At 59.6% G+C, this 25,293-nt stretch carries 23 protein-coding genes; 19 read left to right on the top strand and 4 right to left on the bottom strand.

Annotated elements, in window-relative coordinates:
* Positions 1-93: 93 nt before the first annotated feature.
* Positions 94-789, top strand: a complete 696-nt coding sequence (locus tag ACAM51_RS09775; protein ID WP_369643438.1) for an IclR family transcriptional regulator — start codon at positions 94-96, stop codon at positions 787-789.
* Positions 790-829: 40 nt separating this feature from the next.
* On the opposite strand, the gene ACAM51_RS09770 is transcribed toward ACAM51_RS09775, so the two are convergent.
* Positions 830-1,702 (bottom strand): IclR family transcriptional regulator, encoded by an 873-nt coding sequence (locus tag ACAM51_RS09770; RefSeq protein ID WP_369643437.1) that lies wholly within the window; start codon positions 1,700-1,702, stop codon positions 830-832.
* 117 nt (positions 1,703-1,819) lie between these two features.
* Entirely contained in the window at positions 1,820-2,623 is an 804-nt protein-coding gene (locus ACAM51_RS09765) for an IclR family transcriptional regulator (protein WP_218296218.1), read from the bottom strand.
* Positions 2,624-2,772: 149 nt separating this feature from the next.
* Between ACAM51_RS09765 and ACAM51_RS09760 the strand changes: the two genes are divergently transcribed.
* The 16 genes from ACAM51_RS09760 (at position 2,773) to ACAM51_RS09685 (ending at position 20,828) form a co-directional block, all read left to right on the top strand.
* Positions 2,773-4,530, top strand: a complete 1,758-nt coding sequence (locus ACAM51_RS09760; RefSeq protein ID WP_369643436.1) for an FAD-dependent oxidoreductase — start codon at positions 2,773-2,775, stop codon at positions 4,528-4,530.
* 27 nt (positions 4,531-4,557) lie between these two features.
* On the top strand, positions 4,558-5,334 hold the full coding sequence (locus ACAM51_RS09755; protein ID WP_369643435.1) for an SDR family NAD(P)-dependent oxidoreductase: 777 nt from the start codon (positions 4,558-4,560) through the stop codon (positions 5,332-5,334).
* 73 nt (positions 5,335-5,407) lie between these two features.
* Positions 5,408-6,604 (top strand): ABC transporter substrate-binding protein, encoded by a 1,197-nt coding sequence (locus ACAM51_RS09750; protein WP_218339808.1) that lies wholly within the window; start codon positions 5,408-5,410, stop codon positions 6,602-6,604.
* Positions 6,605-6,662: 58 nt separating this feature from the next.
* On the top strand, positions 6,663-7,586 hold the full coding sequence (locus tag ACAM51_RS09745) for a branched-chain amino acid ABC transporter permease (RefSeq protein ID WP_218296215.1): 924 nt from the start codon (positions 6,663-6,665) through the stop codon (positions 7,584-7,586).
* Positions 7,583-9,361 carry an ATP-binding cassette domain-containing protein gene (locus ACAM51_RS09740; protein ID WP_369643434.1) on the top strand — a complete coding sequence of 593 codons (1,779 nt, stop codon included), beginning with the start codon at positions 7,583-7,585 and terminating at the stop codon, positions 9,359-9,361. The genes ACAM51_RS09745 and ACAM51_RS09740 overlap by 4 nt, the downstream gene beginning before the upstream one ends.
* 15 nt (positions 9,362-9,376) lie before the next feature.
* A complete protein-coding gene (locus ACAM51_RS09735) occupies positions 9,377-10,087 on the top strand; it encodes an ABC transporter ATP-binding protein (RefSeq protein ID WP_369643433.1) in 711 nt (236 codons plus the stop codon).
* A gap of 32 nt (positions 10,088-10,119) precedes the next feature.
* Positions 10,120-11,082, top strand: coding sequence for an MBL fold metallo-hydrolase (locus ACAM51_RS09730; protein ID WP_369643432.1), 963 nt, complete (start codon positions 10,120-10,122; stop codon positions 11,080-11,082).
* Between the two features lie 129 nt (positions 11,083-11,211).
* Complete coding sequence (gene hmgA, locus ACAM51_RS09725) at positions 11,212-12,531, top strand: homogentisate 1,2-dioxygenase (protein ID WP_369643431.1); 1,320 nt, start codon at positions 11,212-11,214, stop codon at positions 12,529-12,531.
* 6 nt (positions 12,532-12,537) lie between these two features.
* On the top strand, positions 12,538-13,809 hold the full coding sequence (fahA, locus tag ACAM51_RS09720) for a fumarylacetoacetase (protein ID WP_369643430.1): 1,272 nt from the start codon (positions 12,538-12,540) through the stop codon (positions 13,807-13,809).
* Between the two features lie 15 nt (positions 13,810-13,824).
* The gene (locus ACAM51_RS09715) at positions 13,825-14,757 is read left to right on the top strand and encodes a DMT family transporter (RefSeq protein WP_255591052.1); all 933 of its coding nucleotides are present in this window, start codon (positions 13,825-13,827) and stop codon (positions 14,755-14,757) included.
* Positions 14,758-14,774: 17 nt separating this feature from the next.
* Positions 14,775-15,938, top strand: a complete 1,164-nt coding sequence (locus ACAM51_RS09710) for an NADH:flavin oxidoreductase/NADH oxidase (RefSeq protein WP_369643429.1) — start codon at positions 14,775-14,777, stop codon at positions 15,936-15,938.
* A gap of 22 nt (positions 15,939-15,960) precedes the next feature.
* Complete coding sequence (locus tag ACAM51_RS09705) at positions 15,961-16,656, top strand: EthD domain-containing protein (protein ID WP_369643428.1); 696 nt, start codon at positions 15,961-15,963, stop codon at positions 16,654-16,656.
* A 15-nt stretch (positions 16,657-16,671) separates the two neighbouring features.
* Positions 16,672-17,313 carry an EthD domain-containing protein gene (locus ACAM51_RS09700; protein WP_369643427.1) on the top strand — a complete coding sequence of 214 codons (642 nt, stop codon included), beginning with the start codon at positions 16,672-16,674 and terminating at the stop codon, positions 17,311-17,313.
* Positions 17,314-17,827: 514 nt separating this feature from the next.
* On the top strand, positions 17,828-18,484 hold the full coding sequence (locus ACAM51_RS09695; RefSeq protein ID WP_369643426.1) for a TetR/AcrR family transcriptional regulator: 657 nt from the start codon (positions 17,828-17,830) through the stop codon (positions 18,482-18,484).
* A gap of 142 nt (positions 18,485-18,626) precedes the next feature.
* Positions 18,627-19,601 (top strand): Bug family tripartite tricarboxylate transporter substrate binding protein, encoded by a 975-nt coding sequence (locus tag ACAM51_RS09690; protein WP_369643425.1) that lies wholly within the window; start codon positions 18,627-18,629, stop codon positions 19,599-19,601.
* Between the two features lie 30 nt (positions 19,602-19,631).
* Complete coding sequence (locus tag ACAM51_RS09685; RefSeq protein ID WP_369643424.1) at positions 19,632-20,828, top strand: M24 family metallopeptidase; 1,197 nt, start codon at positions 19,632-19,634, stop codon at positions 20,826-20,828.
* Positions 20,829-21,130: 302 nt separating this feature from the next.
* Here the strand turns inward: ACAM51_RS09685 and ACAM51_RS09680 are convergent, their stop codons facing one another.
* Together ACAM51_RS09680 and ACAM51_RS09675 are read right to left on the bottom strand one after the other, a co-directional pair.
* Positions 21,131-22,045: an enoyl-CoA hydratase gene (locus tag ACAM51_RS09680; protein WP_218339799.1), complete on the bottom strand. Its 915-nt coding sequence runs from the start codon at positions 22,043-22,045 to the stop codon at positions 21,131-21,133.
* A 16-nt stretch (positions 22,046-22,061) separates the two neighbouring features.
* Positions 22,062-23,078: a polysaccharide deacetylase family protein gene (locus ACAM51_RS09675; protein ID WP_369643423.1), complete on the bottom strand. Its 1,017-nt coding sequence runs from the start codon at positions 23,076-23,078 to the stop codon at positions 22,062-22,064.
* A gap of 171 nt (positions 23,079-23,249) precedes the next feature.
* Here ACAM51_RS09675 and ACAM51_RS09670 point away from each other — a divergent pair, with 171 nt between their 5' ends.
* Together ACAM51_RS09670 and ACAM51_RS09665 are read left to right on the top strand one after the other, a co-directional pair.
* A complete protein-coding gene (locus ACAM51_RS09670; RefSeq protein ID WP_369643422.1) occupies positions 23,250-24,176 on the top strand; it encodes a LysR substrate-binding domain-containing protein in 927 nt (308 codons plus the stop codon).
* Between the two features lie 95 nt (positions 24,177-24,271).
* Positions 24,272-25,282 carry a tripartite tricarboxylate transporter substrate binding protein gene (locus tag ACAM51_RS09665; protein WP_218339797.1) on the top strand — a complete coding sequence of 337 codons (1,011 nt, stop codon included), beginning with the start codon at positions 24,272-24,274 and terminating at the stop codon, positions 25,280-25,282.
* Positions 25,283-25,293 lie beyond the last annotated feature (11 nt).

Below are 25,293 nucleotides of genomic sequence, written 5' to 3'. Positions count from 1 at the left end.
CCGTCGCACCCTAGTGGCCGTGAGCGCCGTGGAATCCAGTCAATAGAGGTGGGGGGGGAAATACTGAAGGTGTTGGCTTCTGAGCCAAGGCCTATGGCCCTCAGGGACCTGACCAAGGCTGTCAGCATGCCTTCCGGGAAGATCCATCCCTACTTGGTGAGCTTTGGGAAGATCGGGCTCGTGGCACAGGACCCCGTAACTGGTCAGTACTTGCTGGGACCTATGGCGATCCAATTGGGGCTCACCGGGCTGCAGACTCTCAATCCCATTCGCGAAGCGACGCCCATGGCGGAGGCGTTGGCTGCTGAAACCGGGCACACGGTTGCGATCGCGGTCTGGGGAAACCTCGGGCCCGTCATCGTTCGCCTGATCGACGCCGCGTACCCGATCAACACCAACATCCGTACCGGAACGGTGATGTCGCTGGCCAATACAGCAACCGGCAGGGTGTATTCAGCTTATTTGCAAAGGCCATTGATCGACCGGATGCTTCAGGATGACTACATCCGTTTGGGCCCTGACATTGCCCATCCGCTTGATGGCAAGGCGGTTGAGGATCTGATCGAGGAGGTGAGGGCGCGGGGAATGTCGCGAGGGGTGAATCATCCAACGCCGGGGATTGTTTCGTTCTCGGCACCAGTCTTTGACTACTCCGGCGCGATTGCCCTGACTATCACGATGATGGGCCCTACGGGTACCTTTGACCCTGATTGGAATGGTCCGATGGCCGTGGCCCTGCGCACTTGTGCCCTCGCTATCTCGCAGAGGCTCGGATTCAGGAAGGCGTAGGTGAACCTCGCCAGCGGCAGGCAATCCCGGCCAATGGATGTCAGCGCGGATCCAGAGAGGCTCTTGAAGGTCCGCCTAGGCGTTTGGATACCTCTTGGCCGCATGCGCGCACGGCTGTGGCTTGGGTGCCATTCCAGTCCGTGTCAAAAGACCTTGAGCGCCCCATGAGCGTGACGCCCAGGACGATGTTGCCTGAATAGTCAAAGACGGGCGCGGCAAAGGAGCAAACACCAGGGGTGGGGTTGTTGACCGAGCGCGATACCCCATGCTTGCGCACCTCGATCAACATTCTCTGCAGTTCTTCCGTGTCGACGGGTTTCGCAATGTCCGGCCCTAAGCGCCGCTCGTCTTCCAGCAACGACTCTTCGATCAGTTTCGCGGGAAGGTATGCGGCGAACAATCGACCAGTCGCAGTACCGGCAAGGGACATTACCGTTCCAGTACGGATGTTGGTGTGCAGCGGATAGATGGCGTCAAAGAGGAAGACCATCGTCGGGCCTTGATTTCCCCAGACGGACAATCCGACGCTGTGCCCAGTTTCCCGCGCCAGCTGCTCGGCGAAGGGAGTGGCTTCGCGTACTGGATTGAGCATGCGGAGGGTCACAAGGCCTAGTTGCATTGCCGTGGGGCCTAGCCAATAGAACCCCGTCGAGGCTTCCTGGGTCACAAGCCCCAACTTGGCAAAGCTCACGAGATAGGGGTGCGCCTTTCCTGGAGCCATGTCGGCAGCTCGCGCCAGTTCTCTCAACGGCAACGGGCGACCTTGCGCACCCAGTGCGAGAAGCAACTGACCGCCGGCTTCAATAGACTGAATTCCTCGGCGCTCCTTCTCGGAACCACCTTCATTGCCGTCTTCATCAAGTGCGCCCATGGTCTTGTCCTTGGAGTTAAATTTGGCGGTCTCGTTTGCCATAGATGAATTTTTAGTCTAGTGCTTATGCATTAGGATGTCTGTGACCAGGCGCAATACGGCGCTGAATCGGGAGCCATGGGGCTTTTGTTTCCGTCTGTTCATTTTTTTGCTCTGCACTCAGGCGCCGCGCCGGAGGCTCCCGAGGCGCGTGGAGATCGCTGAGCCGCATGCTCTTGCCGCCTTTGCCTGGTTTCCGCTCCAAGCTGTGTCAAATGACCGGGTACGCCCCAGGAGTGTGACCGCCATCACAACATTGCCCGAATAGTCGAAAACCGGGGCTGCAAACGAGCTGACCCCCACGGTAGGCATATCCACGGAACGTGAGAGTCCATGTTCGTGCACCAAGCTGAGCATATCTTGCAGTTCGCTCGGCTCAACGGTTTTTGCGATATCTGGGCCCAGGCGACGGTCATCCTCCAGCAGTGACTCTTCTATGAGTTGTCGAGGTAGATAGGCCACGAACAAGCGCCCCGTTGCTGTTCCGGCAAGAGACATCACCGTCCCCACACGCATGTTGGTATGAAGGGGATAGGTCGCATCGAAAAGCGATACCACTGTCGGCCCTTGATTTCCCCAAACAGACAGTGCAACGCTGTGCCCTGTTTCTTGCGCGAGCAGTTCCGCAAGCGGTGCGGCTTCGCGCAAGGGATTGACGGTGCGAAGCGTCAGGAGACCCAGTTCCATGGCGGTACGACCGAGCCAGTAGTGGCCGGTTGAGGCGTCTTGAGTCACCAGACCGAGTTTTGAGAGGCTCACCAAGTAGGGGTGTGCCTTTCCCGGAGCCATGTTGGCAGCCCAGGCAAGCTTCTTGAGGGGAAGAGGGTGCCCGTGGGCCTCCAGCGCAAGAAGCAGCTGCCCACCAGCCTCTATGGCTTGAATGCCTCGGCGCGCCTTGTCTGGGGCCACGTCAATTTCTTCCATCACAGATGTCCCCGTAGTCGATGCATGGTATCTGATCCATTCAATTGCATTTGATTGGGGTAAACCATTAGTTTATAAAAAATGCATTAGCACCATACTAACGTCGTTGGGTCGCTAAAGGCGGCCCCTACGTCCAAGGAGTGATGACCATGAGTGAGCTGGAAACGAGCTATGACGTTTTGGTAGTTGGAACTGGAGCGTCCGGCATGTCCGCGGCCGTGACGGCTGCGTACGAGGGGTTGAAGGTACTGGTTGTCGACAAGGCGCCTGTCTATGGGGGCACCACGGCCCGGTCTGGTGGCTGGTTGTGGATTCCCGGGACAAAGCTCGCCAGGGAGCAAGGCATCAGCGAACCCCCAGGGGCGGCACGGGCATACCTGCAGCACGAAACCACCACGCATTTCGATCCCGCGCGCGTAGACGCCTTTATCGAGAACGGGCCAAAGGCCATTGATTTCTTCACGGAAAAAACGTGCGTGCAATTCGACATGCCGCCAGTGTTTCCGGACTATCACGCAGAGGCCCCCGGCGGCCAGCCAGGTGGCCGCTCCATGGTGACCCGCCCATTCGATGCCCGTGAACTCGGAGCCTATGTTTCAAAACTCGCCCCCCCCGTGCCCGAGTTGACGGTTTTCGGGATGATGCTTGGATCAGGTAAGGAGCTGTGGCACTTCTTGCGTGCCTTCAAGTCGCTCGAGTCATTCTTGTATGTTGCCAAGCGCTTCGGCGGACATCTCATGGATGTTGTCAGGTACGGCCGTGGGATGACGCTGACCAACGGCAATGCACTGGCCGGTCGGCTGGCCAAGGCCGGCATGGACCTGAACATCCCCGTGTGGCTGAATGCTCCGGTCAAAAAACTCATCGTGGAAGGCGATGCGGTCGTGGGTGCAACTGTGGTGCGGGACGGCAAGTTAGTAGAAGTTCGAGTGCGCAGAGGCGTCGTTCTTGCCTGTGGTGGCTTTCCCTACGACATCGAGCGTCGCAAGCAGTTGTTCCCACATGCGCCAACCGGCCGAGAGCACTTCACTCCGTCCCCTGCGCTGAACACCGGTGACGGGTTGCGCCTCGGCGAATCCGTAGGGGGATGGGTCGATCCCAGCATCCCGAATGCGGCTGCCTGGTGTCCAACCTCGGTGGTCCAACGCAAGGATGGCACCCAGGGAGTTATGCCGCACTTCATCGATCGCGCGAAGCCCGGTGTGATCGCCGTGACTTCAAAGGGGCGGCGATTTACCAATGAGGCGATGTCTTATCACGACTTCATTCAGGACCTCGTGAAAGCTTGCAAAGGGTCAGCCGAAGTGACCTGCTGGCTCGTCTGTGATCACGAGCACCTGCGCGAATATGGGTTGGGGGCGGTAGCTCCATTCCCTCTGCCCATTGGCAAGCATCTCCAAAGTGGCTATTTGAAGCGAGGCAGCAGCCTTCAGGAACTGGCGAGCCTCATCGGCGTTCCAGCCGCCGCCCTCCAAGAAGAGGTCGAAGCCTTCAATCGGGATGCCGCGTCTGGAGTGGACACAAAGTTTGCCAAGGGAAGCACCGCCTATAACCGGTATCAGGGCGACTCGCTGGTCAAGCCCAACCCCTGCATGGCCCCGATCCATAGAGGCCCGTTCTATGCCATCAAGATAGTTGTGGGTGAAATCGGGACGTTCGCAGGGCTGGCAACCGATGAGTCCTGCCAAGTCCTTTCAAAGGACCGGCAGCCAGTCAAGGGCTTGTATGCAGTTGGCAATGACGCCGCCAGCATCATGGGCGGCAACTACCCAGGCGCAGGCATCACCCTCGGTCCAGCGCTCACTTTTGGCTATGTCGTCGGTCAGACGCTCGCAAGGAAAAAAAGTGAACCGACAGCCAGTCTGAATCGGACCTCTGCTGGGCGCCTGCAACCCCAAACAGCATAGATCGAATACATACCAAGAAAGACCGCAATGGAAATCTCTGAACTCATGGCGCCCAAGGTCCTCCATGGACGCATCGCGCTTGTGACCGGCGCAGGACAAGGCAATGGCAGGGCTATCGCCAAGGGCCTTGCAAAGGCAGGGGCTCGGGTCGTCGTGACGGACTTGAACGAAGAGAACGCCAAGCTTGTTGCCGCAGAAATTCGGGCCGCTGGCAGTGATGCAATCGCGTACAAGTTGGACGTGACCTCCAATGATGCTTGCCAAGCCTTGGCAAAAACTGTGGCCACTGAAATCGGCAATATCGACATCCTGGTCAATAACGCGGGCATCATCATTCGCGAGGGGCTGGACAGCCCCCAGGTGGCGTCCAACCTCGAGCGCACTCTCAATGTCAACGTGATGGGATCCTTCCTTCCATCGCATGCATGGCTGGATGCGCTGAAGCAGACCAGGGGAGTGATCATCAATGTGGGGTCTATTGCCTCGAGCACTGGAATCCCCAACGTGGTGGGCTATTCACCATCCAAGGGCGCCGTCAAACTCATGACGCAAGCCCTCGCCGTCGAGCTTGCCAAGGACGGAGTTCGGGTGAACGCAATCGCTCCCGGAGTCATCGAAACTCCGATGACTTACTACACACGGGAGGCTCCTGAGCGACTCGACAAATTCATGCTGCGCACGCCCATGGCACGCGTCGGCCAGCCCGAAGAATTGGTCGGTCCCGTGGTTTTCCTGGCATCCGGCATGGCCTCCTATGTGACGGGGGTCACGCTTCCTGTGGATGGCGGGTTTCTCGCCTCCTGAGTCCTTGAGTCGTTTCCATCCAGATTTCCAACCCAGAACTCACCGAGTTCACCATTCCAAAAAGGAGACAGCCATGAGTATTCCTAAGCTCTTCAAGCGAGCCATCCTGGCAGCCGGCGTTGTCGCTGCTGCCACCGCAAGCGCGCAAGACATCAAGCTTGGATACAACGGAGATTTGTCCGCATCCCCATCGGCGCAAAGTGGGCAGGCAGCGGTTCTGGGCATGGAGGCCGCAATCGCCGACATCAACGCTGCAGGCGGCGTTCTTGGCAAGAAGCTGACACTGGTTACGCGGGACGATACCTCGGCGCCTCCAAAGTCGATCCAGAACATGAGCGAATTGATCGACAGCGAGAAGGTCTCTGCGGTGTTTGGCCCGACCAACTCTGGCAATGCGATGGCCTGGAAGCACATCGCCAACCAAAAGAAGATCCCTGTGATCGGCAACGTGGGTTCGGGCACCGATATCACCAAGCCCATGAGTCCTGGTGCGGACAACTATATGTTCCGAGTCTCGATGGTGGATCGTGAGCAAGTAGCGGCCTTGATGGCCTACGTGAAAAAGAATGCTGGCCAGTCAAAAGTAATCGGTCTGATGGCGGAAACCACGGGCTATGGCCAGGGCGGTCTCAAGGACATGGAGGAAATCGCGAAGCTGCAAGATATCAAGATTGCAGCGACTGAGCGCTTCGGTGTGGGCGATACCGATATGACGTCTCAGCTGAGCAAGATGAAGTCCGCGAACGTGGACACTGTGGTGGTCTGGGCTCAGGGGACGCCCATCGCGCAGCTTGTTCGCAGCATGGAGAAGACAAATTACTTCCCCTTGGTGCTGACCTCCTGGGCTGCCGACAACATCACTTTCTATGATGCGGCAGGCAAGGCGCTTGCCGAGAAGCCAATCTTCATGCGCACGGTGAGCGAGACGCGTACACCTTCCCAGCAGAAGCTGTTTGATCGCATCGGGGCCAAACTCAAGGCGCCCGGCTCGTTCTCCTTTGCATTGCATGGCTACGATTCGGTGCAGCTCTACGCTGCGGCTGCCAAGCAAGCCAACAGCTTTGATGGCTCGGCTGTACGTGTCGCGCTGGAAGATCTGAAAGCACCGGTTCAAGGCGTACTCAAGACTTACGACAAGCCGTTCAGCAAGGCCAACCATGAGGCTCTGACAGCCAAAGACCTGGTCTGGATTCGCTGGAAGGACGGCAAGCTGATGCCCTATGCGGATCCGATCGTGAACTCGCTGAGCAGCGCGGACTTCAAGCAATAACGCGCAACGCTTGTCTGGACTGCGCGAAGCAGTCCAGGAAATCATCTCGGAGATAACAATGACAGAGGCGCTCTTGCAGGCGATTCTCAGTGGCTTGGCCGTGGGCGGTGCCTACGCCCTGGTAGCCCTGGGTTTCAGCATCACATTTACAACCACCAAGACCTTGAATTTCTCCCATGGGGAATTCGTGTCCGCGGGTGCATTCATCGGCATGAGCGCGCTCTTCCTCGTCCTCGGTCTTCCTGTCACTTCCACTACGTTCGGCCAGGCCCAGCCTGGTGCCGGTGCCCAGCTGTTGGCGCTTGTTGCAGCCCTTGGAGTGATGGGCTTCTTGGGATGGCTGCTCTATGTGATTGGCGTACGTCCTTTCGCTGGGCGGCCTGGCATGGCATGGGTCATGAGCACCCTGGGCTTTGGCGTCATCCTCCAGAGTATCGGCTTGGCCATTTGGGGCCCCAAGCCGGTGGTCGTCCCGGGACCGGTGGGCGACACTGTCATACGTCTCATGGGAGTCGGTGTGCGACCGCAGGAGCTGCTCACGTTGGGGGTCGCCGTTGTCATCATGATCGGCTTTGACTTTGTGATGAACCGAACGATGGTGGGCAAGGCCATGCGGGCTGTTGCGGCTAACGGCAACGTCGCGAGCCTCATGGGCATCAATACCAACGCAGTGATGATTGGCGCTTTCGTTGTCAGTTCTGCGCTGGCTGGCCTTTCGGGCTTCCTTCTCGCTCCTATTGCGCAGGCATCCCTTTTCATGGGCCTCACCGTGGGGCTGAAGGGATTCTCCGGCGCCATGATCGGCGGGTTGAGCAATCCACGTGGTTGTGTGATTGGCGGGTTCGTTCTCGGCGTCCTTGAGTCCCTGGTGAATCTGTGGTCGGCGCAGTGGCGCGAGGTCGCTGTTTTTGCCCTTGTCATTCTTGTTCTTGCGTTCCGGCCGACCGGTCTTTTCGGCAAGCAGATGGTGGAGAAGGTATGAAGCGCGGCCAACATCTTTTCGAGGTCATGCTTGCCGTCGCTGTTCTCGCAGGCCTGGTTTCCTTTCTGGGAAATGACTACTACCTGCGCATCGTTTTCATGATGTGCGTGTATTACCTCTGTGCTGCAGGCATGAACGTGCTTGTGGGCTATGCAGGGCAGAAGTCACTGGGCCAGGCTGGCCTGTTCGCAGCCGGGGCATATGCGGTGGCGTTGATCACAACGCGCACGGAGATCAACCCGTGGTTCGCGCTGTCGTTGGCAGCTGTTGTCTCCGGCATCTGCGGCGTGCTGATCGCGCTGCCGTCCTTGCGGGTCAAAGGACCCTATCTCGCGATGGTGACGCTGGCGTTCGGCATCGTTGTCGAAAAGCTCGTCGGAGAATGGACTGACGTTTTTGGGGGCGCCCAGGGTATCTACGGCATCAAGCCGCTGACCTGGAACGGACAGCCCCTTACGTCCCTGCAATGGGTGTGGCTGGGCATCGCCCTGTGCGCGGTGACGCATCTGCTGCTGCGCAATCTTTTGCAGGGCCGTTTTGGCCGGGCGCTGCTCTCACTGCAAGCCGATGAGATCGCTTCATCTTCGGTGGGCGTCCGTGTCTATCGAGCCAAGGTCATAGCCTTTGTGGTTGCGGCAGTTACCTGTGGCATTGCTGGCGCGCTGGTGGCACAGCAGAACCAGTACATCAACTCCGACTTCATCACATTCCATCTGTCGATCTTTATTCTGCTGTTGGTGCTGTTTGGTGGTGCCGGCTCGCAGTACGGCCCTTTGGTTGGAACAGTGGTTCTGACTGTGATCGACGCTGCTCTGGCCCGTTGGCCGTCAGCCCAGCACTTTCTCTATGGATTTCTGCTGCTGTTTGCGCTCTACATCATGCCGGGAGGGGTCATGGGGCTTCTTTCGACGTGGTTCCGCCGGCCGGCGGCTGCCCCTGACATGCCTATCAAGTCCGCAGCTCCGACGCGCATTGGTCCGCAGGGAGAGGGCGAGTTGCTGGTGGCCCAAGGTGTCACCAAAAACTTCGGTGGAGTACGGCCTGCTCAAAACGTGTCTTTCCGACTTCAGCGTGGGCATATCCACGCGCTGATCGGACCCAACGGTGCGGGTAAGAGCACGATGATCAACATGCTCACGGGTCTTCTGGATCCAAGTGAAGGCTCGATCAAGTTTCTTGGCCAGGAGGTATCGAGCCGACCGGTGCATGCGATCTGTCGTATGGGAATGGGGCGCACCTTCCAAAACCTGCGGCTGTTTGCAGATCTGTCGGTTCTGGACAATGTCATGCTGGGCCGCCATACGCGCATGACGAATGGGTTTCTCGCATCCTTGTTTGCGCTATCCAGTGCTAGAAAGCAGGAAGCCGCCACCCGCGCCCGCGCCTTGCAACTGCTGGATTTGGCCGGTCTGCTGCATCTGGCCTATCAACCGGCCGGCAGCCTCCCCTATGGCCTTCAGCGCCGTGTCGAACTGGCACGGGCGCTAGCCACTGAGCCTCAACTGCTGTTGCTTGACGAGCCAGCTGCAGGTCTCAATCCACAAGAGACAGCGGAGTTGGGCGATCTTCTTGTCCGTATTGGCAAGTGCGGTGTGACCATCTTGATGGTCGAGCACCACATGGATCTCGTCATGTCGATCTCCGACCACGTGATCGTGTTGGACTACGGGATCAAGATCGCAGAGGGAAAGCCCTCTGAAGTGCAAGCCAACCCCCGTGTCGTCGAGGCCTACCTAGGCGTTGACGAACCGGCGGACGCTCTTGTCGCCCCCTGATCTGGAAAGCACCCTATGTTGAAACTCGATTCAGTGAAGGTCGCCTATGGCGCGATCCAGGCCGTCAAAGGCGTGAGCTTGGAAGTGCGAGAGGGCGAAGTGGTCACCATCATCGGTGCGAATGGCGCGGGCAAAAGCACTCTTCTCAAAAGCATCTGCGGGCTGGAACCCGTTGCCGAAGGCAGCATACAGATTGATGGGAAGGACGTCGCGAAAGTCAGAGCACACGAGCGCGTCGCGCTGGGGGTAGCCATGTCGCCCGAGGGCAGAGGTGTCTTTGCCGACCAGACAGTTCGCGAGAACCTGATGTTGGGCGGCTACTCCCGCCGGCGCAATCCAGCCGCGATTGAAGCGGCGATCGAGCGAGAGTTCAACCGCTTCCCGAGATTGCGTGAGCGTCAGAACCAGTTGTCCGGAACCATGTCGGGCGGTGAACAGCAGATGTTGGCGATCTCGCGTGCGCTGATGAGTGAGCCACGGCTCCTGTTGCTGGACGAGCCGTCTCTCGGATTGGCGCCTTTGATCATCAAAGACATCTTCAATGCCATCCGCCAGCTGCGCGAGTCGGGTCTGACGATCCTGCTGGTTGAGCAGATGGCCAAGCAGGCTCTCGGTGTCGCAGATCGTGCCTATGTGCTCGAGACTGGCCACATCACTTTGGAAGGGACCGGTAGTGCACTCCTTAACGATCCCAAGGTCAAGGCCGCGTACCTCGGCTCACATTGACCGTCATCAACCTATTTCAGAAGGAATATCCCATGAGCCAAGAAACCAAGAAGTTTGCCTCGCAAGCCGACCTTGAAGAGAAGAAGGTCACCTTTAGCCAGATATCCGAACACGCGTGGGCCTACACCGCAGAAGGCGATCCAAACACCGGCATCATCATTGGCGACGACGCAGTGCTCGTGGCTGATACACAGGCCACGCCGGCCATGGCGCAAGACGTCATCCGCCGTATTCGCGAGGTGACCGACAAGCCGATCAAGTACGTCGTTCTGACGCACTACCACGCTGTGCGCGTGCTCGGTGCCAGTGCATACGGCGCAGATCACATCCTTGCGAGCCAGGACACCTACGATTTGATCGTTGAGCGTGGCGAGCAGGACAAGGCCAGCGAAATTGGTCGCTTCCCTCGTCTCTTCGCGGGAGTTGAGACCGTACCCCCTGGCATGACTTGGCCCACGATGACTTTCACCGGAAAAATGACGCTGTGGCTTGGCAAGGTGGAAGTCCAGTTGTTGCAACTCGGCCGTGGTCACACCAAAGGCGATACCGTCGTGTGGCTGCCTGGTGAGGGTGCTCTGCTGTCTGGCGATCTGGTCGAGTTCGGCGCCACACCCTATGCGGGCGACGCCTACTTCAAGGACTGGCCGCAAACCCTGAAAAATCTTGCTGCCCTCAAACCAAAGGCGTTGGTGCCAGGACGCGGAGTGGCTCTGACCACTCCTGAAGAGGTCGCCAAAGGTCTTTCAGAGACAGGTGAATTCATTGCCGACGTGTATGCGAATGTGCAAAAGGGCGTCTCTGCGGGCAAGGATCTGAACACGATCTACAAGGAAACATTCGCAGCGCTGAAGCCCAAATATGGTCACTGGGTCATCTTTGACCACTGCATGCCGTTCGATGTAACCCGTTGCTACGACGAGGCGACTCAATACGCTGATCCACGCATCTGGACTGCAGAGCGCGACATCGAAATGTGGAAGACGCTGGAAGGCTGAGGTTTCTCCTTCAGTCCCCAACCATCTGTTATCTCGGCTCGGACCGACCTTTGGGACGGTGCGGACGGGTCGGTCCGTCCCTGCATTCTGGGGATTTGCCGGCCCGCAATACCTGTCAAGGAGCAAAGCGTGATTGACCACTTGAATTCGGAACGCCGCTATCAAAGTGGCTTCGGCAACGAGCATGCCACGGAGGCCGTGCCTGGCGCGCTGCCTCAGGGGCGCAATAGCCCGCAAAGGGCTCCGTTTGACCTGTATCCCGAGCTCATTTCTGGAACTGCGTTCACTGCGCCGAGGCATGAAAACCGCCGTACATGGATGTACCGACGCCAGCCCTCGGTGGTGGCGGGGCGCTACAAGGCATACCACCAGCCGTTGTGGACCACGGGTGGCGATCGCGGAACGCTCCTCGCACCAGAGCCAATGCGCTGGCATCCCATTCCTTTCGAGGAGGGCGTGGAAATCGACTTCGTTGATGGAATGCGAACCCTGGCAGCCAATGGCGACGCGGATGCGCAAGCGGGTGTTGGTTCTTTGGTGTACCTGGCGAACAAGTCCATGGACAGGCGCGCATTTGTCAATGCGGATGGTGAATTGCTCATCGTCCCCCAGCAAGGGCGGTTGGTCATCACAACCGAATTGGGCGTCCTGGATCTCAGGCCCGGGGAGATTGCAGTCTTGCCTCGTGGCTTGGGCTTCAAAGTTGCAGTGCCGGATGGACCATCGCGGGGGTATGTGTGCGAGAACTATGGTGCGCAGTTTCGCTTGCCTGAACTGGGGCCCATTGGGTCGAACGGGCTTGCGAATGCGCGAGATTTTCTGGCTCCTGTTGCTGCCTTCGAAGAGCAAACAGGTTCTTGCGAGCTGATAAAGAAATTTGGTGGGCACTTCTGGATTGCACCTGCGAAGGGTTCGCCATTTAACGTTGTGGCGTGGCATGGAAACTTGGCGCCGGTGAAGTACGACACGGCCAACTTCATGACCATCGGTTCCATCAGCTTCGACCACCCAGATCCGTCCATCTTCACGGTGCTTACTTCGCCCAGCGATACGCCTGGCACGGCGAACTGCGACTTCGTGATATTCCCGCCGCGATGGCTCGTCATGGAAGACACCTTCCGACCGCCTTGGTACCACCGCAACCTGATGAGCGAGTTCATGGGCCTGGTCTACGGCGAGTACGACGCAAAGCCTGGTGGGTTCAAACCTGGCGGTGCCAGCCTTCACAACGCGATGGTGCCGCACGGCCCTGATGAAGAGGCCTTTGAAAAGGCCTCAAGCGTGGAGCTGACACCACAGAAGCTGGACAACACCCTGGCGTTCATGTTTGAAAGCCGGTATCGCTTCATTCCTTCAGCCTTCGCACTCAGCAAGGCGCCTTTGGATCATGACTATGCCGACTGCTGGGCGGGTCTCAAGGATCAGTTCAAGCCTGCCGGAAGGAGTTAAGAGACTATGTATGACATCGACGCTACCCACGACCCGAAGCTAAAGAGCTGGGTCGATTCGGCCAATCTTGCAGGCTGCGATTTCCCAGTGCAGAACTTGCCTTTCGGGCGATTCAAGCGAGTGGATAGTCAGGGCGACTGGAAGATCGGCGTGGCCATTGGTGATCAGGTCTTAGGTCTTCGGGCCGCTGGTTTGATTGACACCTACGACATGAACCTCGTCATGGGCGCTTCGATGAGCGATCGGAGGGCCCTGCGTCACAAGATCTCTGAAGGCTTGCGTGACGGAAGTCCTCAACGTGCGACCTGGTTGGGCGCCCTGGTGCCGCAGGTTGAATGCGAGTACACAGTGCCTTGCCGTGTGGGCGACTACACCGACTTCTACACGAGTGTTCACCACGCGACCACGGTGGGCAAGCAGTTCCGTCCAGACAACCCATTGCTGCCCAACTACAAATGGGTACCCATTGGGTATCACGGCCGCGCATCTTCGATCGGTGTGAGCGGCGTCACCTTCAAGCGGCCCCGTGGCCAGATCAAGGCTCCCGACATGTCTGTACCTGGTTTGGGGCCGTCCAGGCGCCTGGACTATGAGCTGGAGCTGGGTTGGCTCGTAGGGGCAGGCAATCAGCAGGGAGAGTCCATCGAGATTGGAGATGCTGAGTCTCATCTCTTTGGAGTGGCCCTGTTCAACGATTGGTCCGCGCGTGATATCCAAGGCTGGGAATATCAGCCTCTGGGCCCCTTCCTCTCCAAGAATTTTGCAAGTACCTTGTCCCCTTGGATGGTGACCATGGAGGCATTGGCTCCCTTTCGCGTAGCGTTCGAGCGGCCCCCCGAAGACCCGCAACCCCTCCCGTACCTTGACGGTGACGGCAATCGCAAAAGGGGAGCATTCTCAATATCTCTTGAGGTTCTTCTGCAGACCCAAACGATGCGCGACGCGGGCGAGGGCCCTGTGCCCCTTTCAAGAACCAATGCCAGTCGAGCGGCGTACTGGACCCCCGCGCAATTGGTAGCGCACCACACTGTAAATGGGTGCAACTTGCAGGCTGGCGACTTGTTGGGGTCTGGGACCCTGTCTGGCCCAGATCCGAGCGAGGCGGGCTCGTTGATGGAGCTGACGACAAGTGGAAAGCACCCGGTCAAGCTACCCAACGGAGAGGTCCGCAGCTTCCTTGAAGATGGAGATACGCTGATCCTGCGCGGGTGGTGCGAAGCCGAAGGTGCGGTGCGCATTGGGTTTGGGGATTGCGCTGGCACGGTCGCGGCGTCATGAAGAAGCGCGGAACCCATGCATCCTGAAAGTCCGCGCACCGTGAGTCGCCGGGCACTTGGGGTGCAGGTGACCCTCATCGCCGCGATGGCGATCTGGGGGCTCAATGTCACCGTGGTGAAGCAGCTGACCCTCAGCTTCGAAACTTCCATGCTCGCAGCCTTGCGGATGGTTGTGGCGCTAGCTGTCTTGTCAGGAATTCTGGTCTGGAAACGCCAGATAGTTACCGGCCTGGATTGGAAGCAAGTTCGTACCCTGGTTGGGTGCGGCGTACTGATGGTCTACCTGAATCAACTGCTCTTCGCAGAGGGGTTGCAGCGGTCTACTGCGACGAACGGCGCTCTCATCATGGCTCTCAGCCCCTTGGTGTCTGCAGTGCTTGCCGCGATCATGTTCCGTGAGCGCCTGACCCCGCAACGTCTGCTCGGTGTTGCTTTGGGCTTTGGCGGTGTTTCTGCTGTAGTGCTTAGTCACCCCGGCGCCGGACTGTCTAGTGCGAGCATTGGCGATCTGATGCTGGTGGCGGGGGTGGTGAGCTTTGCGGCCGGGGGGGCGCTGGTGCAGCGCCTTGCCCGCTCTTTACATCCCTTGACCATCAGCTGGTCCATTTACCTCGTTGGTACTTTGATGCTAGTGCTGCAGGCGGCAATCAGAAGTCCTTCCTTGGCCCCTGAGGCGATCTTCCCTGGATGGTGGCAATGGGCGCTGATCTTGTTCTCCGGGGTGATGGCCACGGCCTTGAGTAATCTGCTTTGGAACCGCGCCATTGCCTCTATTGGTGTAGCACGCACAGCGGTCTTCCTCTACTGGGTTCCTGTTTTCGGCGTGCTCTTTGCTGCGATGTTGCTGGACGAGCGTTTGACTACGTGGCACCTCGTGGGCTTTTTCGCAGTCATGGCCGGCACTTTCCTCGGCACTAGACCGCCAGTGCCGCCTTCATCGAACTCTTAAGCCTTTCAAATTTCATCATGACTATCCATGAGCCGCTGTTGTTTCAGCCTTTGAGGCTTCGAGAGCTGCAGCTGAAGAATCGCGTTGTCATATCTCCGATGTGCCAGCATGCCGCCGAAGCGGGGCGGGCCACTTCCTGGCATATGGTTCACCTCGGGAAGTTCGCACTTGGTGGCGCAGGTCTCATCTTGACGGAAAGTACTGCTGTCGACCCGCGTGGCCGTATTGGAACCGCGGATTTGGGTTTGTGGGATGACAGCCAAATCGAGCCGCTGAAGGCAGTGGTCGATTTCGTGCACGCAAACGACTGTGCAATTGGCGTCCAGCTGGCTCACGCGGGCAGAAAGTCGGGTAGCCAGCCGCTGTGGGAGGGAGGTGCGGCATTGAGTGACACGGAAATGCAAGCCGACACAGAGCCTTGGCAGCGGCTCGGCCCCAGCGCGCTCGCTGCAGGTCCAGGTTGGTCCCCGCCCCGAGCTATGGATGCTCAGGAGATTGAGTGCGCGATTCAACGCTTCGTCGATGCAACAGTGCGGGCGGAAAAGGTGGGCTTTGACGTCGTGGAGTTGCACTTCGGTCACGGCTATCTAGTCGCCAGCTTTCTGTCCCCGAACTCAAACCACCGAGACGATGAGTGGGGCCGCAGCCTCGATGGCCGCATGAGACTTGCGGTCGAACTGGCAACCCGAGTGCGGGCTGTCTGGCCTGCCAGCAAGCCTCTCTTCTGCAGGCTGTCCGCAGTGGATGGCAGCGTTGACGGGTGGAGCTTGGAGGATTCGGTTGTCCTCGCACGCGAGTTGGCCAAAGTCGGCGTGGACGTCATCGACTGCTCATCAGGCGGGTTGACTGAGGAAACGCGCGCACTTCCGGTGCCACGTGGACTGGGCTTTCAGGTGCCGTTCTCTGAACGCATTCGACATGGCGCCAATGTGCCCACGCAGGCGGTTGGAATGATCGTCGATGCGGTTCAGGCAGAGGCCGTACTTCAAGAAGGCAAGGCTGATCTGATCGCTTTGGGTCGAGAGGCCTTGTTCGATCCGTATTGGGCTCACCACGCGGCGGGTGCATTGGGTATGGATTCGAACTACCAGCGCTGGCCCATTCGCCATGGCATATGGCTGGCAAAGCGTGCACCCGGGCTGGTACGAGCACGTGCGGAGGCTGCTGAGCAGCAGAGCTGACATAAAAGGGAAGGACACGCTTATGACGGTACGCATGGGGCTCATCCGAAAAAAAGTCGGCTGGACTTTTGAGGATTTCAATTCATATTGGCGCGATAGCCATGGAGCGCTCGCCAGTCAGTTGCCCAATTTGCGCGAGTATTGGCAAAACCCCGTCGTGGATCGACTGCAGCGAGGTATTGACTTCGCGAGGGGGCCATGGGATTTCGATGGATTTTCGCAACTGTCTTTTGACGACGCAAAGCAGTCTGACCGAGCTTTCAGCGATAGCGATTTGGCGAACGACCTCATCCAGGACGAGCAGTATTTCCTTGGTGACTTGCACATCGTGACCGCCGAGCAGTCCGTGGTCATTCCGGTGCCTACACAGAAAGAGCGCTCCCAACTCCTAAAGCGCATGTCGGTCATCAAGCGTCTGCCGACCCTGAGCGAAGAGGAGTTCCGTCGAGAATGGAAGACTCACGGCGACCTGGTTCGCAAGATGTCTGGCGTCAGCGCCTACCGCCAGAATGTGATCACTGGACGGGAACGAGTGAAAGGGCGCCCCTGTGCCTACAGCGATCTTCCTATCGACGGGATCGTCGAGCTTTGGTTCAAGGACGCGGAGACGCTTGGTGCAGCGTTCGGTTCAGACGCTGGCAAGGAAACAATGGCTCATGCCAAGACTTTTTTGTCTGAAATCACGGCGTTTGTGGTGGCCGAGCGGCAAATTCTCTGACGGTAAGGGCTTCAGATGATGAAACGTATGACGCTTCTGGCCAAGAGGGAAGGGATGGCCACGAGTGACTTCCGTGCATATTGGGCGGGGCCTCATGCGCAGCTTGCACTCGGGATGAATGGAATTGTCAAATACACGCACAACCGGGTGGACAAGGTTTTGTGGGCGAGCGATGGTGAGCCGGCCTTCACCGTGGATGGTGTCGTCGAACTGTCTTTCTCCGACGCCGAGGCCATGCGGCAGGCCCAAGCGTCAGTTGTAGGGGCCAAGTTCATTCCGGCCGACGAGCCGCAATTCCTCAGGGGTTGGACGTTGTGCGTTGTGGAGGAGCAGGGCGACGAACCTCAAGAGCAATGCACCAAGGTGCTCATTCCGTTCCATGCGCAGCCAGAGACGCGCAATGCGTTGTGGTCTGAACTGCAAGACCTGGATAAGGCTTCAGGGATGCGTTCGGTGCTGAACTGGACGGTGTCGACGGCACGGCGCGAGAGACTCTGGGCGGAGCCTGTCCCTCCCACAGGGGTCATTTCCGCTTGGCTCGCCAGTGTCGCGAAGGCTCATGAAGCGTTCGAGCCCGAGTCCAGGCTCCGCCGGGTGGTCGAGACGTACACCACAGATGGCGTTGCCTATCTCGTCGACCGGCTCCACATCAGGTAAGGCGCCACCTGTCCGTGCCGGTGCGCGAATCCTTGCTTCCTTGCCGCATTCCCGGTGGAGCTCTGACCGCTGTGATTGCGTGCCGCACAAGTGCGAAGGTGAACTCGGCGGTGTTTCCGACTCTAGGACAACAACCCATTTGATCAACCATGGAAAAAGCCGCATGGATGATGGGGTCCTGTTATCGACTTTCATTGGCCCGCATACGGGTTGATTCCAACCATAAAGTCCGTCGGAAGAATTCCGTGTCGCGAAATGCCAAGCGCCTCGGTTGAGGCGCTTTTGGGGCCAAGATCGCAAAGGTCTGCGGGGAGTCGGATGGGCTGCTTCAGGCTGGTTGCAGCCGCTTGTGCCCCATCTGACATACGACAGCTTTATGCGCTCAACGGGCAATCTACCAGGCAGCGCCTTGGGCCTCCCTGCAATAGCGGAGGTCCACCGTTCAAGGTTGATCGCATGCGAACGCGAACACTCGGACGAGGAGAGTGGCCATCGTGCTGCGAAAATGCGCTGCATGACGACGCCCCCTTCGCACACTGCCAATGCACAGCCCGGAAAAGCTCCCAAAGATTCCGGGAGCAACGCGACACCGCCTTCCAGGCGCGATGGCGAACAAGCCCGTCAGTTGCTGGCTGCGGCGGGTCAGCATGTGCTGACGCATGGCTTCGGGGACTGGTCATTGCGGGCCATCGCACCGCACCTTGGTACCAGCCACCGCATGCTCATCTACTACTTCGGTTCGGCCGATCATTTCTGGGAGCGTGTGCTACACGAAATCCGCCGCGACGAGGTGGCCAAGCGCCGTGAGATCCTGGGCAACGACCTCGGCATGGCAGGCAGCATCGAGCGCGCATGGGACCGCTTCTCGACCGAGAGCTACTTGCCCGTGATGCAACTGCTGTTCGAGCTCTATGGCCGAGCAGTGCGAAACCCTGAGCGCCATGCGGATTTCCTACAGGACGTAGTGGCAAGTTGGCTGGAACCCCTGGAACGCCAGATGATCCACCAACTGGGTCTGCGCCCGAAAGAGGCCCGGCTGCGTGCGAGGCTGCAGCTTGCGACATTTCGTGGCCTGATGCTGGACCTGCTGGCGACAGGGGACCGCAAGGAGACCACTGCTGCCCTCAAGTACTTCGCCCAACTCATCGCGCAGCCGCCTCATCCTGACTGACTGCCGCCCGAACCGCCTTCTGCTTAGCGCCCGCGCCTTCTGGCTCGGGCGCTTTTTTTGCACTTGCGCTTTCCCTTGATTTCTGTACCATGCGGTTCATTGCAACATGTACCACGCGGTACATACTCTTTGAAAGGGGCTGATGATGAAGCCGTTGAACCGTCGTCCGGGGTTGAAAGTGCTCGTCGCCTTGGGCGTTTTGCTGGCGCTGCCAGCGTGGTCGCAGACCTGGCCTGTGCGGCCGATCAAGCTCATCGTTCCCCAGGCCGCAGGATCGGGCAATGACGTGCTGGCGCGCACCCTGGCCGAGCAGCTCGGCAAGGGCCTGGGCCAGAGCGTGGTGGTGGAGAACCGGCCCGGCGCAAACGGCAGTGTTGCTGCGAGCTACACCGTGGGACAGTCGGCCGACGGCTACACGCTTTTTCTCGCTGGGGTGTCCAACCTGGCCTGGAATCCCTATCTCTATCAGCGTCTGAGCTACAACCCTGCGCGCGACTTTGCCGGGGTGGCCGTGTTTGCCAACACGCAGTTCGTCACGCTGGCCTCGCCCACGCTGCAGGTGCGCAGCTTTGCCGAGCTGGTGAAAAAGGCCAAGGAAGCACCGGGCCAGATCAGCTATGCATCGGCAGGCATCGGCAACTCGACCCATCTGTCGATGGAGCTCGTGGCTGAGCGCAGCGGCATGAAGCTACAGCATGTGCCGTTCAACGGCGCGGGCGCCACCACCAGCCTGATGGCTGGCGACACGCCGGTCATGACGACCGTGCCCGGCGGCATTACGGAGCTGGTGCGCACCGGCAAGCTGGTGGCGCTGGCCGTGACAGGTGACAAGCGCATGGATGCATTTCCAAATGTGCCTACCTTCAAGGAGCTTGGCTATGACGTAGCTGTGCCGGGCTGGTACTCGATCGTTGCCAAGACAGGCACGCCACCGGCCATCGTGCAGAGGCTCAACACTGAGATAAACAAAGCGATCCAGACCCCTGAGGTGCGCGAGCGCCTGGCCGCGCAGACGCTGGAGCCGATCTCGGCGCCTGCCTCCGAGGTCGAGCGGCTGATGCAGCGTGACGCTGCAGCCTGGGGGCCATTCATCAAGAAACTCGACATCGCGCAATAAGCGAGCAACCCGAAGAAGGAAAAGAACGCCATGCCCCGCCTCACCACCACCGTGCGCGACGCCCGTACGCAAGCCATGCAGGCCCTGATGGACCGCTTGCGCGTTGATGCGTTGGTTTTCACCACTGCGGATTTCTTTCAGTATGCGAGCAACTTCCAGCTTGACGTCTGGCCCTGGGAGCGCCCGGTGTTCCTTTTTGTGCCGCGCCACGGCGCACCGTTCGCGGTGATGAACGAACTCTCCACCCACCACCTGCGCTTTTGCCTGGAAAAGCAGAGCTTGTGGCTGGACGCTGACCGCATTCACTACTACAGCGAGCACCCCCGCATCACGAACAGGCTGCCCTTGCCAGCGCAATTGCCCGAGGTGGTGGCCGGCCTGCTGCACTCGAACGGCTTGGCCGGTGCGCGGCTAGCGGTGGATCTCCCGCACCCGGTGCTGGCGCTGGCGCAGCGCCATTTGCCTGAGCTGGTGGTGCGCCCCTCCCACGGCGAGATGCGTGCGCTGCGATGGGTCAAGCATGCCGAGGAACTGCAGATCATGCGAGAACTCGGCAGTTTGACGGACTGGGCGCAGGACCGCTACCGCGAGCTCTACAAGGCCGGCGCCCTGGTCCAGGTAGTGGATCACACCGTGGCCGCGTTGATGGCAGAGGAAGCCGCGAGGCGGTTCCCCGGCGAGGATTTCGAAATCATGAAGTGCTGGACGTTGACCGGCCCCGCTTCGGCCTCGCCGCACGGCGATGGCGCTTCATGCGGCGCCCGCATTGCACCGGGCGACACCATCGTCAACTTCGTGCTGCCGCGCTTGAATGGCTACTACGTGGAGAACGAACGCACCTGGTTCTGCGGCGCGCCGAGCGCGCAGCAGGTGCAATGCTTCGAGACCGCGCGCGCCGCGACCGATGCCGCCGTCGCCGCCGCGCGCCCGGGCAGGCGCGTGTGCGACATGGACGCTGCGGCGCTGGCGGTGATCGAGAAGGCCGGACTGGCCGACCACGTGTTCCATCGCACGGGACATGCCGTGGGCCTGATGCTGCATGAGTACCCCGAGGACATGGCTTTCAATACGCGTGCGCTGCTGGCCGACGAGGTGTACTCATCAGAGCCCGGTCTCTATGTGTATGGCCTGGGCGGTTTCAGGCTCGATGACACGGTAGTGGTCGGTGATGAACCGGAGGTATTGGTGAAGACCCCCAAGGACCTCGCCTACGCCACAGTGGGCTAGAGGAGGTGCTCACCACACAAAGCCGCCACGCCCGGTGAATCGCAATTGATCCCGTCCGGTAGTTACCCCGGTGGCTCGAGGAAGACGGCATGCCGCAGTGCCGTCCTGCCGTCCAGCCAGTCAAGCGTTGCAGGAGTAGATGGCGGCCACTGGCTTGGTGCGCGCATGCAGCAACTGAACGGCCCCAAGGACGAAAAGCACCACCGCCTCGCCCTTGAGGCCATTGCTGCGTTCGCAACAGATGGTCCGGCGCCTGCGTCGGCGGCAGGGCGTCGGGATCAAGTTCAAGGCACGTTCAATGGTCAGGATTTCCGGTTGTCGCCGGTGCCAGGCAGTGCCTGCAGATTGAACCGGACGCGGATTTTCTCGCGAAGAGCCGGATGGATTCCTTGAGGGTCCACCAGCAATCCCCACTGCTGCTTGTTGTGGTGGTGCGAAAGTTGGTGCAGCCCGAATGCGTGCATCATGGCATTGCGACGCGCTCCGACGTCCTGTGCATGGTTCACGGATTCCTTGACTGCCTTGAGGACGAAACTCCCCTTGTTGGCGATCTTCTTGGCGAGGTTCAGCGCGCTTTCCATCAACGCACCCGCCGGGAAAACCTGATTGACCATCCCGCATTGCTTTGCATCTTGAGCGGTCAGCCAGTCACCGGTCATCAGCCATTCCTTTGCCTTGCGGGAACCCAGTTCCCACGGATGCATGAAGAACTCGACGCCTGCGACGCCAAACTCGAGCGTTGGATCGCGAAACCGGGCATCGTCAGCCGCGACGATCATGTCGCAGCACCAGGCAAGCATGAGACCGCCGGCCACGCAAGACCCTTGCACCACCGCGATCGTCGGCTTGGCGAGGTTGCGCCAGCGTTCACACATCTCCAGGTAGATCTCCTTTTCCCTTCCATAGAGGCCTTCGACGCCCGGGCCGTCGAATGCAGCCCAGGTGCCCACCGTGCGGAAGTCACGCCAGGTTCTGTTGTGGTCGCCGCCCATGTCATGGCCGGCCGAAAAGTGATCGCCGTCCCCTGAGAGGATGATGACCTTCACTGCGTCATCCTGCGCGGCGCGGTCGAACGCTGCATTCAGCGCGTACGTCATCTCCATGTTCTGCGCGTTGCGCACGGCCGGTCGCGACATCGCGATGTTCACGATGTCCTGCGTGAAGTGCTCGTAGCGCACGCCGTCGTATGTGTGGGGGTCGAAGAATGTGGGCTGCATGGAAGTGGCTGCTGTGTTAGTGCTGCTGGTTGGGGTAAAGAGGGATCGGCTGTATCTTGGCTCCCGTGGCGGATGCGATGTGCTCACGCATCCGCAAGGTGATCTCAGCCTGCATTTCGCCCGGTGCGGGATGCAGTTCTTCGATGTCGTCGAGGATTGACGGGATGGGGTCGCTGACGGGGACGCCCAGCGAAAGTGCCCATTTCTCGACCTGGAAGATGAATTCCGGACTGATCCGTGGAGGAACCTCGGCGTTCATGGGGTCGCCCATGGCGTCATCCAGCGAAACAAAATCGACTGCTGCGGCCCGAAAGCAGTCCAGGATTTCCTCCAGGCAGTCCGCGGCAATGGACGTGCCATGGATCAGCCAGATGTGGATCGGGTCGCGGCCGAACACCGCCCTCGCGTTTGCCGCGTGAACACGCAACTCGTGCAGCGCGCTGGCCACATAGGCACGACGTATCTGCGCCGCCTCCTCGGGCGAACCGCGTTTCAATACCCGGCAGTACGCCGCATTCCAACGTATGTCGTGGAATCCGATGCTGACCGGGACCGGCGTGTAGCCCATGTCCTCGAGCCTGTCCAGGATGGCTCCGCACTTGCACGCGGTGTCGCCCCACAGATCCATGCAGAACCGGAAGCAGCGCCTTGGCGCCTGGTTGATGTAGCGGCCAAGGTACTTTTCTGCCTCTTCGATATCGCGGGCGTAAGTGTCTGCGTCCAACCAGTTGAGCGGTGGGTGGTTGTGCGTGTGGTTGGCCACATGATGGCCACTCTCGACCCACGTGTCGAAAACCTCCAGCAAGTTCGCGTCGTCTTCGATCGGGGCGGTGTTGGAGAACTGGTAAACCCCGGCCACGCCATGCGACTTCAAGGCGGAGATGATCGCGCGAATGTTTGATGGCACACTGTGCCTGGGAGCCATTGGCACCCCTCGAAGCAGCAGCATGTCGTCGATCGTGATCGCGATCTTCAGTCGGCCCAGGGGTGAAACGGGCAGGGGAGTCTTGTTGATGCCGGGGGTGGAATGCATGATGTCGGGACTAATCATTTGTCGGTCCCCGAGCATCGCCGCTGCACAGGCGCTCGTCTATTCAACAATACGAAAGGTGACTTTCAGCATGGAAAAGTGCAGGCGGCCGGATGTCGAAGACGGCATTTGGTCATCCACATGCTAGACCGCCCCCAGGAGCGGCCACAGGGCATGCCCAGGCGCTCTGTCCACTTCGATCTCGCCGACCTTCGCCTGATGGTGCGCATCGCAGACACCAACAGCCTCACGCGCGCTGCCGAACAGGTCCACATCTCGCTGCCTGCTGCGAGCAATCGGATCAAGCAACTTGAACAATCGGTGGCCACGCGCCTGATCAACCGGACCAGCAAGGGGCTGACGCTCACGGCCGCGGGCCAGGCGATGATCAAGCACGCGCGGCTGATCATGGAGCAGGTCGAGCTGTTGCGTGCCGAGATGCTTGATATCTCCGACGGCATCGATGGGCGCTTGCGGATCATGGCCAGCACCACTGCCATCAGTGAATTTCTGCCGTCTGTGATCGAGCGGTTCCTCGCAAGTCGGCCCGGAACCAGCATCGACTTGCGGGAACGCCTTTCAAGCGACATCGTTCGAGCGGTTGCGGAAGGGGTGGTTGATGTCGGCGTGATCCTCGAAGACGTTGGCACAACTGGTCTGGAGATTCTTCCCTATCGCACCGATCACATGGTGCTCGCTGTGCCGGCAGGACATCCTCTGGCCGAGCGGCGTTCTGTTTCTTTTGCCGAGACGCTGGATTTTGACCACGTCGGACTTTCCCAATCGAGCACGCTTCACAACTTCTTGCTCCAGCAGGCTGAAATGCTCAGGCGACACATCAATCTGCGAGCCCAAGTCGGCAATTTCGAAGCACTGTGCCGGATGGTTCAGGCACGGATCGGCGTCGGCGTGCTCACCCATCTGCCAGCCGCACGCCATGCGAAGTCGATGAACATCCGCATCGTGAGCCTGGAGGACGAGTGGTCGATTCGACCCCAGTACATCTGCATCAGAGGATTGGAGGAACTGCCACCGTTCGCACGTGAATTCGTCGAGATGCTGCGCGCGGATGCACGCGATAGCCAGAGCACCGTGAGTTGATACGTTACGGGGGTTAAGCAGGGCGAAACTGCTGTTTTCCAATAGTGAATTGCCAGGAGGCCGTCGCCTCGCGAATATGCGGGTCTGGCGGACACGTGCGCCTGCTGACAACTTCAAAATTGGAGACGAATATGTGTATCAAAAATGGCGTGAAGGTCGCGATAGCTGCTGTACTCGCTTTGACGCTTCAGAGTGGATTTTCCCAGGCGTGGCCATCGAAGCCGGTGCAACTGGTCGTGCCGTACCCGCCGGGAGGCGTGCTGGACAACTTCGCTCGGCCGATGGCGGAGGCGCTCAGCAAGGAGCTTGGGCAGCCTGTGGTGATCGATAACCGGGCCGGCGCGAATGGGATCATCGGGACGACGCGGTGTGCGAAGGCCTCCGCCGACGGCTACACGCTTTGCATCAGCAACGGCGACATCATGTCGCTCAATCCACAGCTGTACTCGAAGCTGCCCTATAGCCCGAAGACTGACCTGGTTCCCGTGGTCCGCATGGCGAACATGGTGGCGGCGATCGTGGTCTCCTCCGGCGTCGGCGCGAAGAACCTCAGCGAACTGGCTGCACTGGACAAGGCGAATCCCGGGAAGGTCAACTGGGGGACTTTCGGAACGGGCAGCACCTCGCACGTGTTCTTGACCGAGTACAACCGTGTGTTTGGAACCCAGCTGACCCACGTGCCGTACAACGGCTCGGCGCCGTTGATGCAGGCCTTGTTGGCGGGTGACGTGCAGTCCGCGATGTTGGCGCACGTCGCAGTGGCCCCGTACATCGAAACCGGAAGGCTGCGCGCGATCGCCGTGATGGGTGAAAAGCGGTCCGACTTCTTCCCTGGCGTGCAGACGATCAGCGAACAGAAATTCGCTTTCTCCGGCGAGAACTGGATCGGGCTGACCGCTCCTGCCGGCACGCCCCCGGCGGTCTTGGAGCGCGTCAATCTCGCAGTCAACAAGGTTCTCGCCGACCCGGGATTCCGCAAGCGCAGTCTCGAGGCCCTGGGGCTGGAGCCCGTGGGTGGATCGAGGGACGCGTTTGCGCAGTATCTCGGGCGCGAGCAGGCACTTTGGGCCGAGTTGATCTCGCACAGCAAGATCAAGCTGGACTGAGAACCAATCGG

The organism is Acidovorax sp. A79, from assembly GCF_041154505.1.
Classification (GTDB): domain Bacteria; phylum Pseudomonadota; class Gammaproteobacteria; order Burkholderiales; family Burkholderiaceae_C; genus Acidovorax.
Note: the sequence above shows the minus strand (reverse complement) of the source record. Positions and strands in the feature narration are given on the sequence as shown.

Bases quoted from the DNA above. Each gene is read 5' to 3' on its own strand.
- ACAM51_RS09775 (WP_369643438.1), top strand. From the start codon at position 94: ATGGCCCTCAGGGACCTGACCAAGGCTGTCAGCATGCCTTCCGGGAAG.
- ACAM51_RS09770 (WP_369643437.1), bottom strand. From the start codon at position 1,702: ATGGCAAACGAGACCGCCAAATTTAACTCCAAGGACAAGACCATGGGC.
- ACAM51_RS09765 (WP_218296218.1), bottom strand. From the start codon at position 2,623: ATGGAAGAAATTGACGTGGCCCCAGACAAGGCGCGCCGAGGCATTCAA.
- ACAM51_RS09760 (WP_369643436.1), top strand. From the start codon at position 2,773: ATGAGTGAGCTGGAAACGAGCTATGACGTTTTGGTAGTTGGAACTGGA.
- ACAM51_RS09755 (WP_369643435.1), top strand. From the start codon at position 4,558: ATGGAAATCTCTGAACTCATGGCGCCCAAGGTCCTCCATGGACGCATC.
- ACAM51_RS09750 (WP_218339808.1), top strand. From the start codon at position 5,408: ATGAGTATTCCTAAGCTCTTCAAGCGAGCCATCCTGGCAGCCGGCGTT.
- ACAM51_RS09745 (WP_218296215.1), top strand. From the start codon at position 6,663: ATGACAGAGGCGCTCTTGCAGGCGATTCTCAGTGGCTTGGCCGTGGGC.
- ACAM51_RS09740 (WP_369643434.1), top strand. From the start codon at position 7,583: ATGAAGCGCGGCCAACATCTTTTCGAGGTCATGCTTGCCGTCGCTGTT.
- ACAM51_RS09735 (WP_369643433.1), top strand. From the start codon at position 9,377: ATGTTGAAACTCGATTCAGTGAAGGTCGCCTATGGCGCGATCCAGGCC.
- ACAM51_RS09730 (WP_369643432.1), top strand. From the start codon at position 10,120: ATGAGCCAAGAAACCAAGAAGTTTGCCTCGCAAGCCGACCTTGAAGAG.
- fahA (WP_369643430.1), top strand. From the start codon at position 12,538: ATGTATGACATCGACGCTACCCACGACCCGAAGCTAAAGAGCTGGGTC.
- ACAM51_RS09715 (WP_255591052.1), top strand. From the start codon at position 13,825: ATGCATCCTGAAAGTCCGCGCACCGTGAGTCGCCGGGCACTTGGGGTG.
- ACAM51_RS09710 (WP_369643429.1), top strand. From the start codon at position 14,775: ATGACTATCCATGAGCCGCTGTTGTTTCAGCCTTTGAGGCTTCGAGAG.
- ACAM51_RS09705 (WP_369643428.1), top strand. From the start codon at position 15,961: ATGACGGTACGCATGGGGCTCATCCGAAAAAAAGTCGGCTGGACTTTT.
- ACAM51_RS09700 (WP_369643427.1), top strand. From the start codon at position 16,672: ATGATGAAACGTATGACGCTTCTGGCCAAGAGGGAAGGGATGGCCACG.
- ACAM51_RS09695 (WP_369643426.1), top strand. From the start codon at position 17,828: ATGACGACGCCCCCTTCGCACACTGCCAATGCACAGCCCGGAAAAGCT.
- ACAM51_RS09690 (WP_369643425.1), top strand. From the start codon at position 18,627: ATGATGAAGCCGTTGAACCGTCGTCCGGGGTTGAAAGTGCTCGTCGCC.
- ACAM51_RS09685 (WP_369643424.1), top strand. From the start codon at position 19,632: ATGCCCCGCCTCACCACCACCGTGCGCGACGCCCGTACGCAAGCCATG.
- ACAM51_RS09680 (WP_218339799.1), bottom strand. From the start codon at position 22,045: ATGCAGCCCACATTCTTCGACCCCCACACATACGACGGCGTGCGCTAC.
- ACAM51_RS09675 (WP_369643423.1), bottom strand. From the start codon at position 23,078: ATGCATTCCACCCCCGGCATCAACAAGACTCCCCTGCCCGTTTCACCC.
- ACAM51_RS09670 (WP_369643422.1), top strand. From the start codon at position 23,250: ATGCCCAGGCGCTCTGTCCACTTCGATCTCGCCGACCTTCGCCTGATG.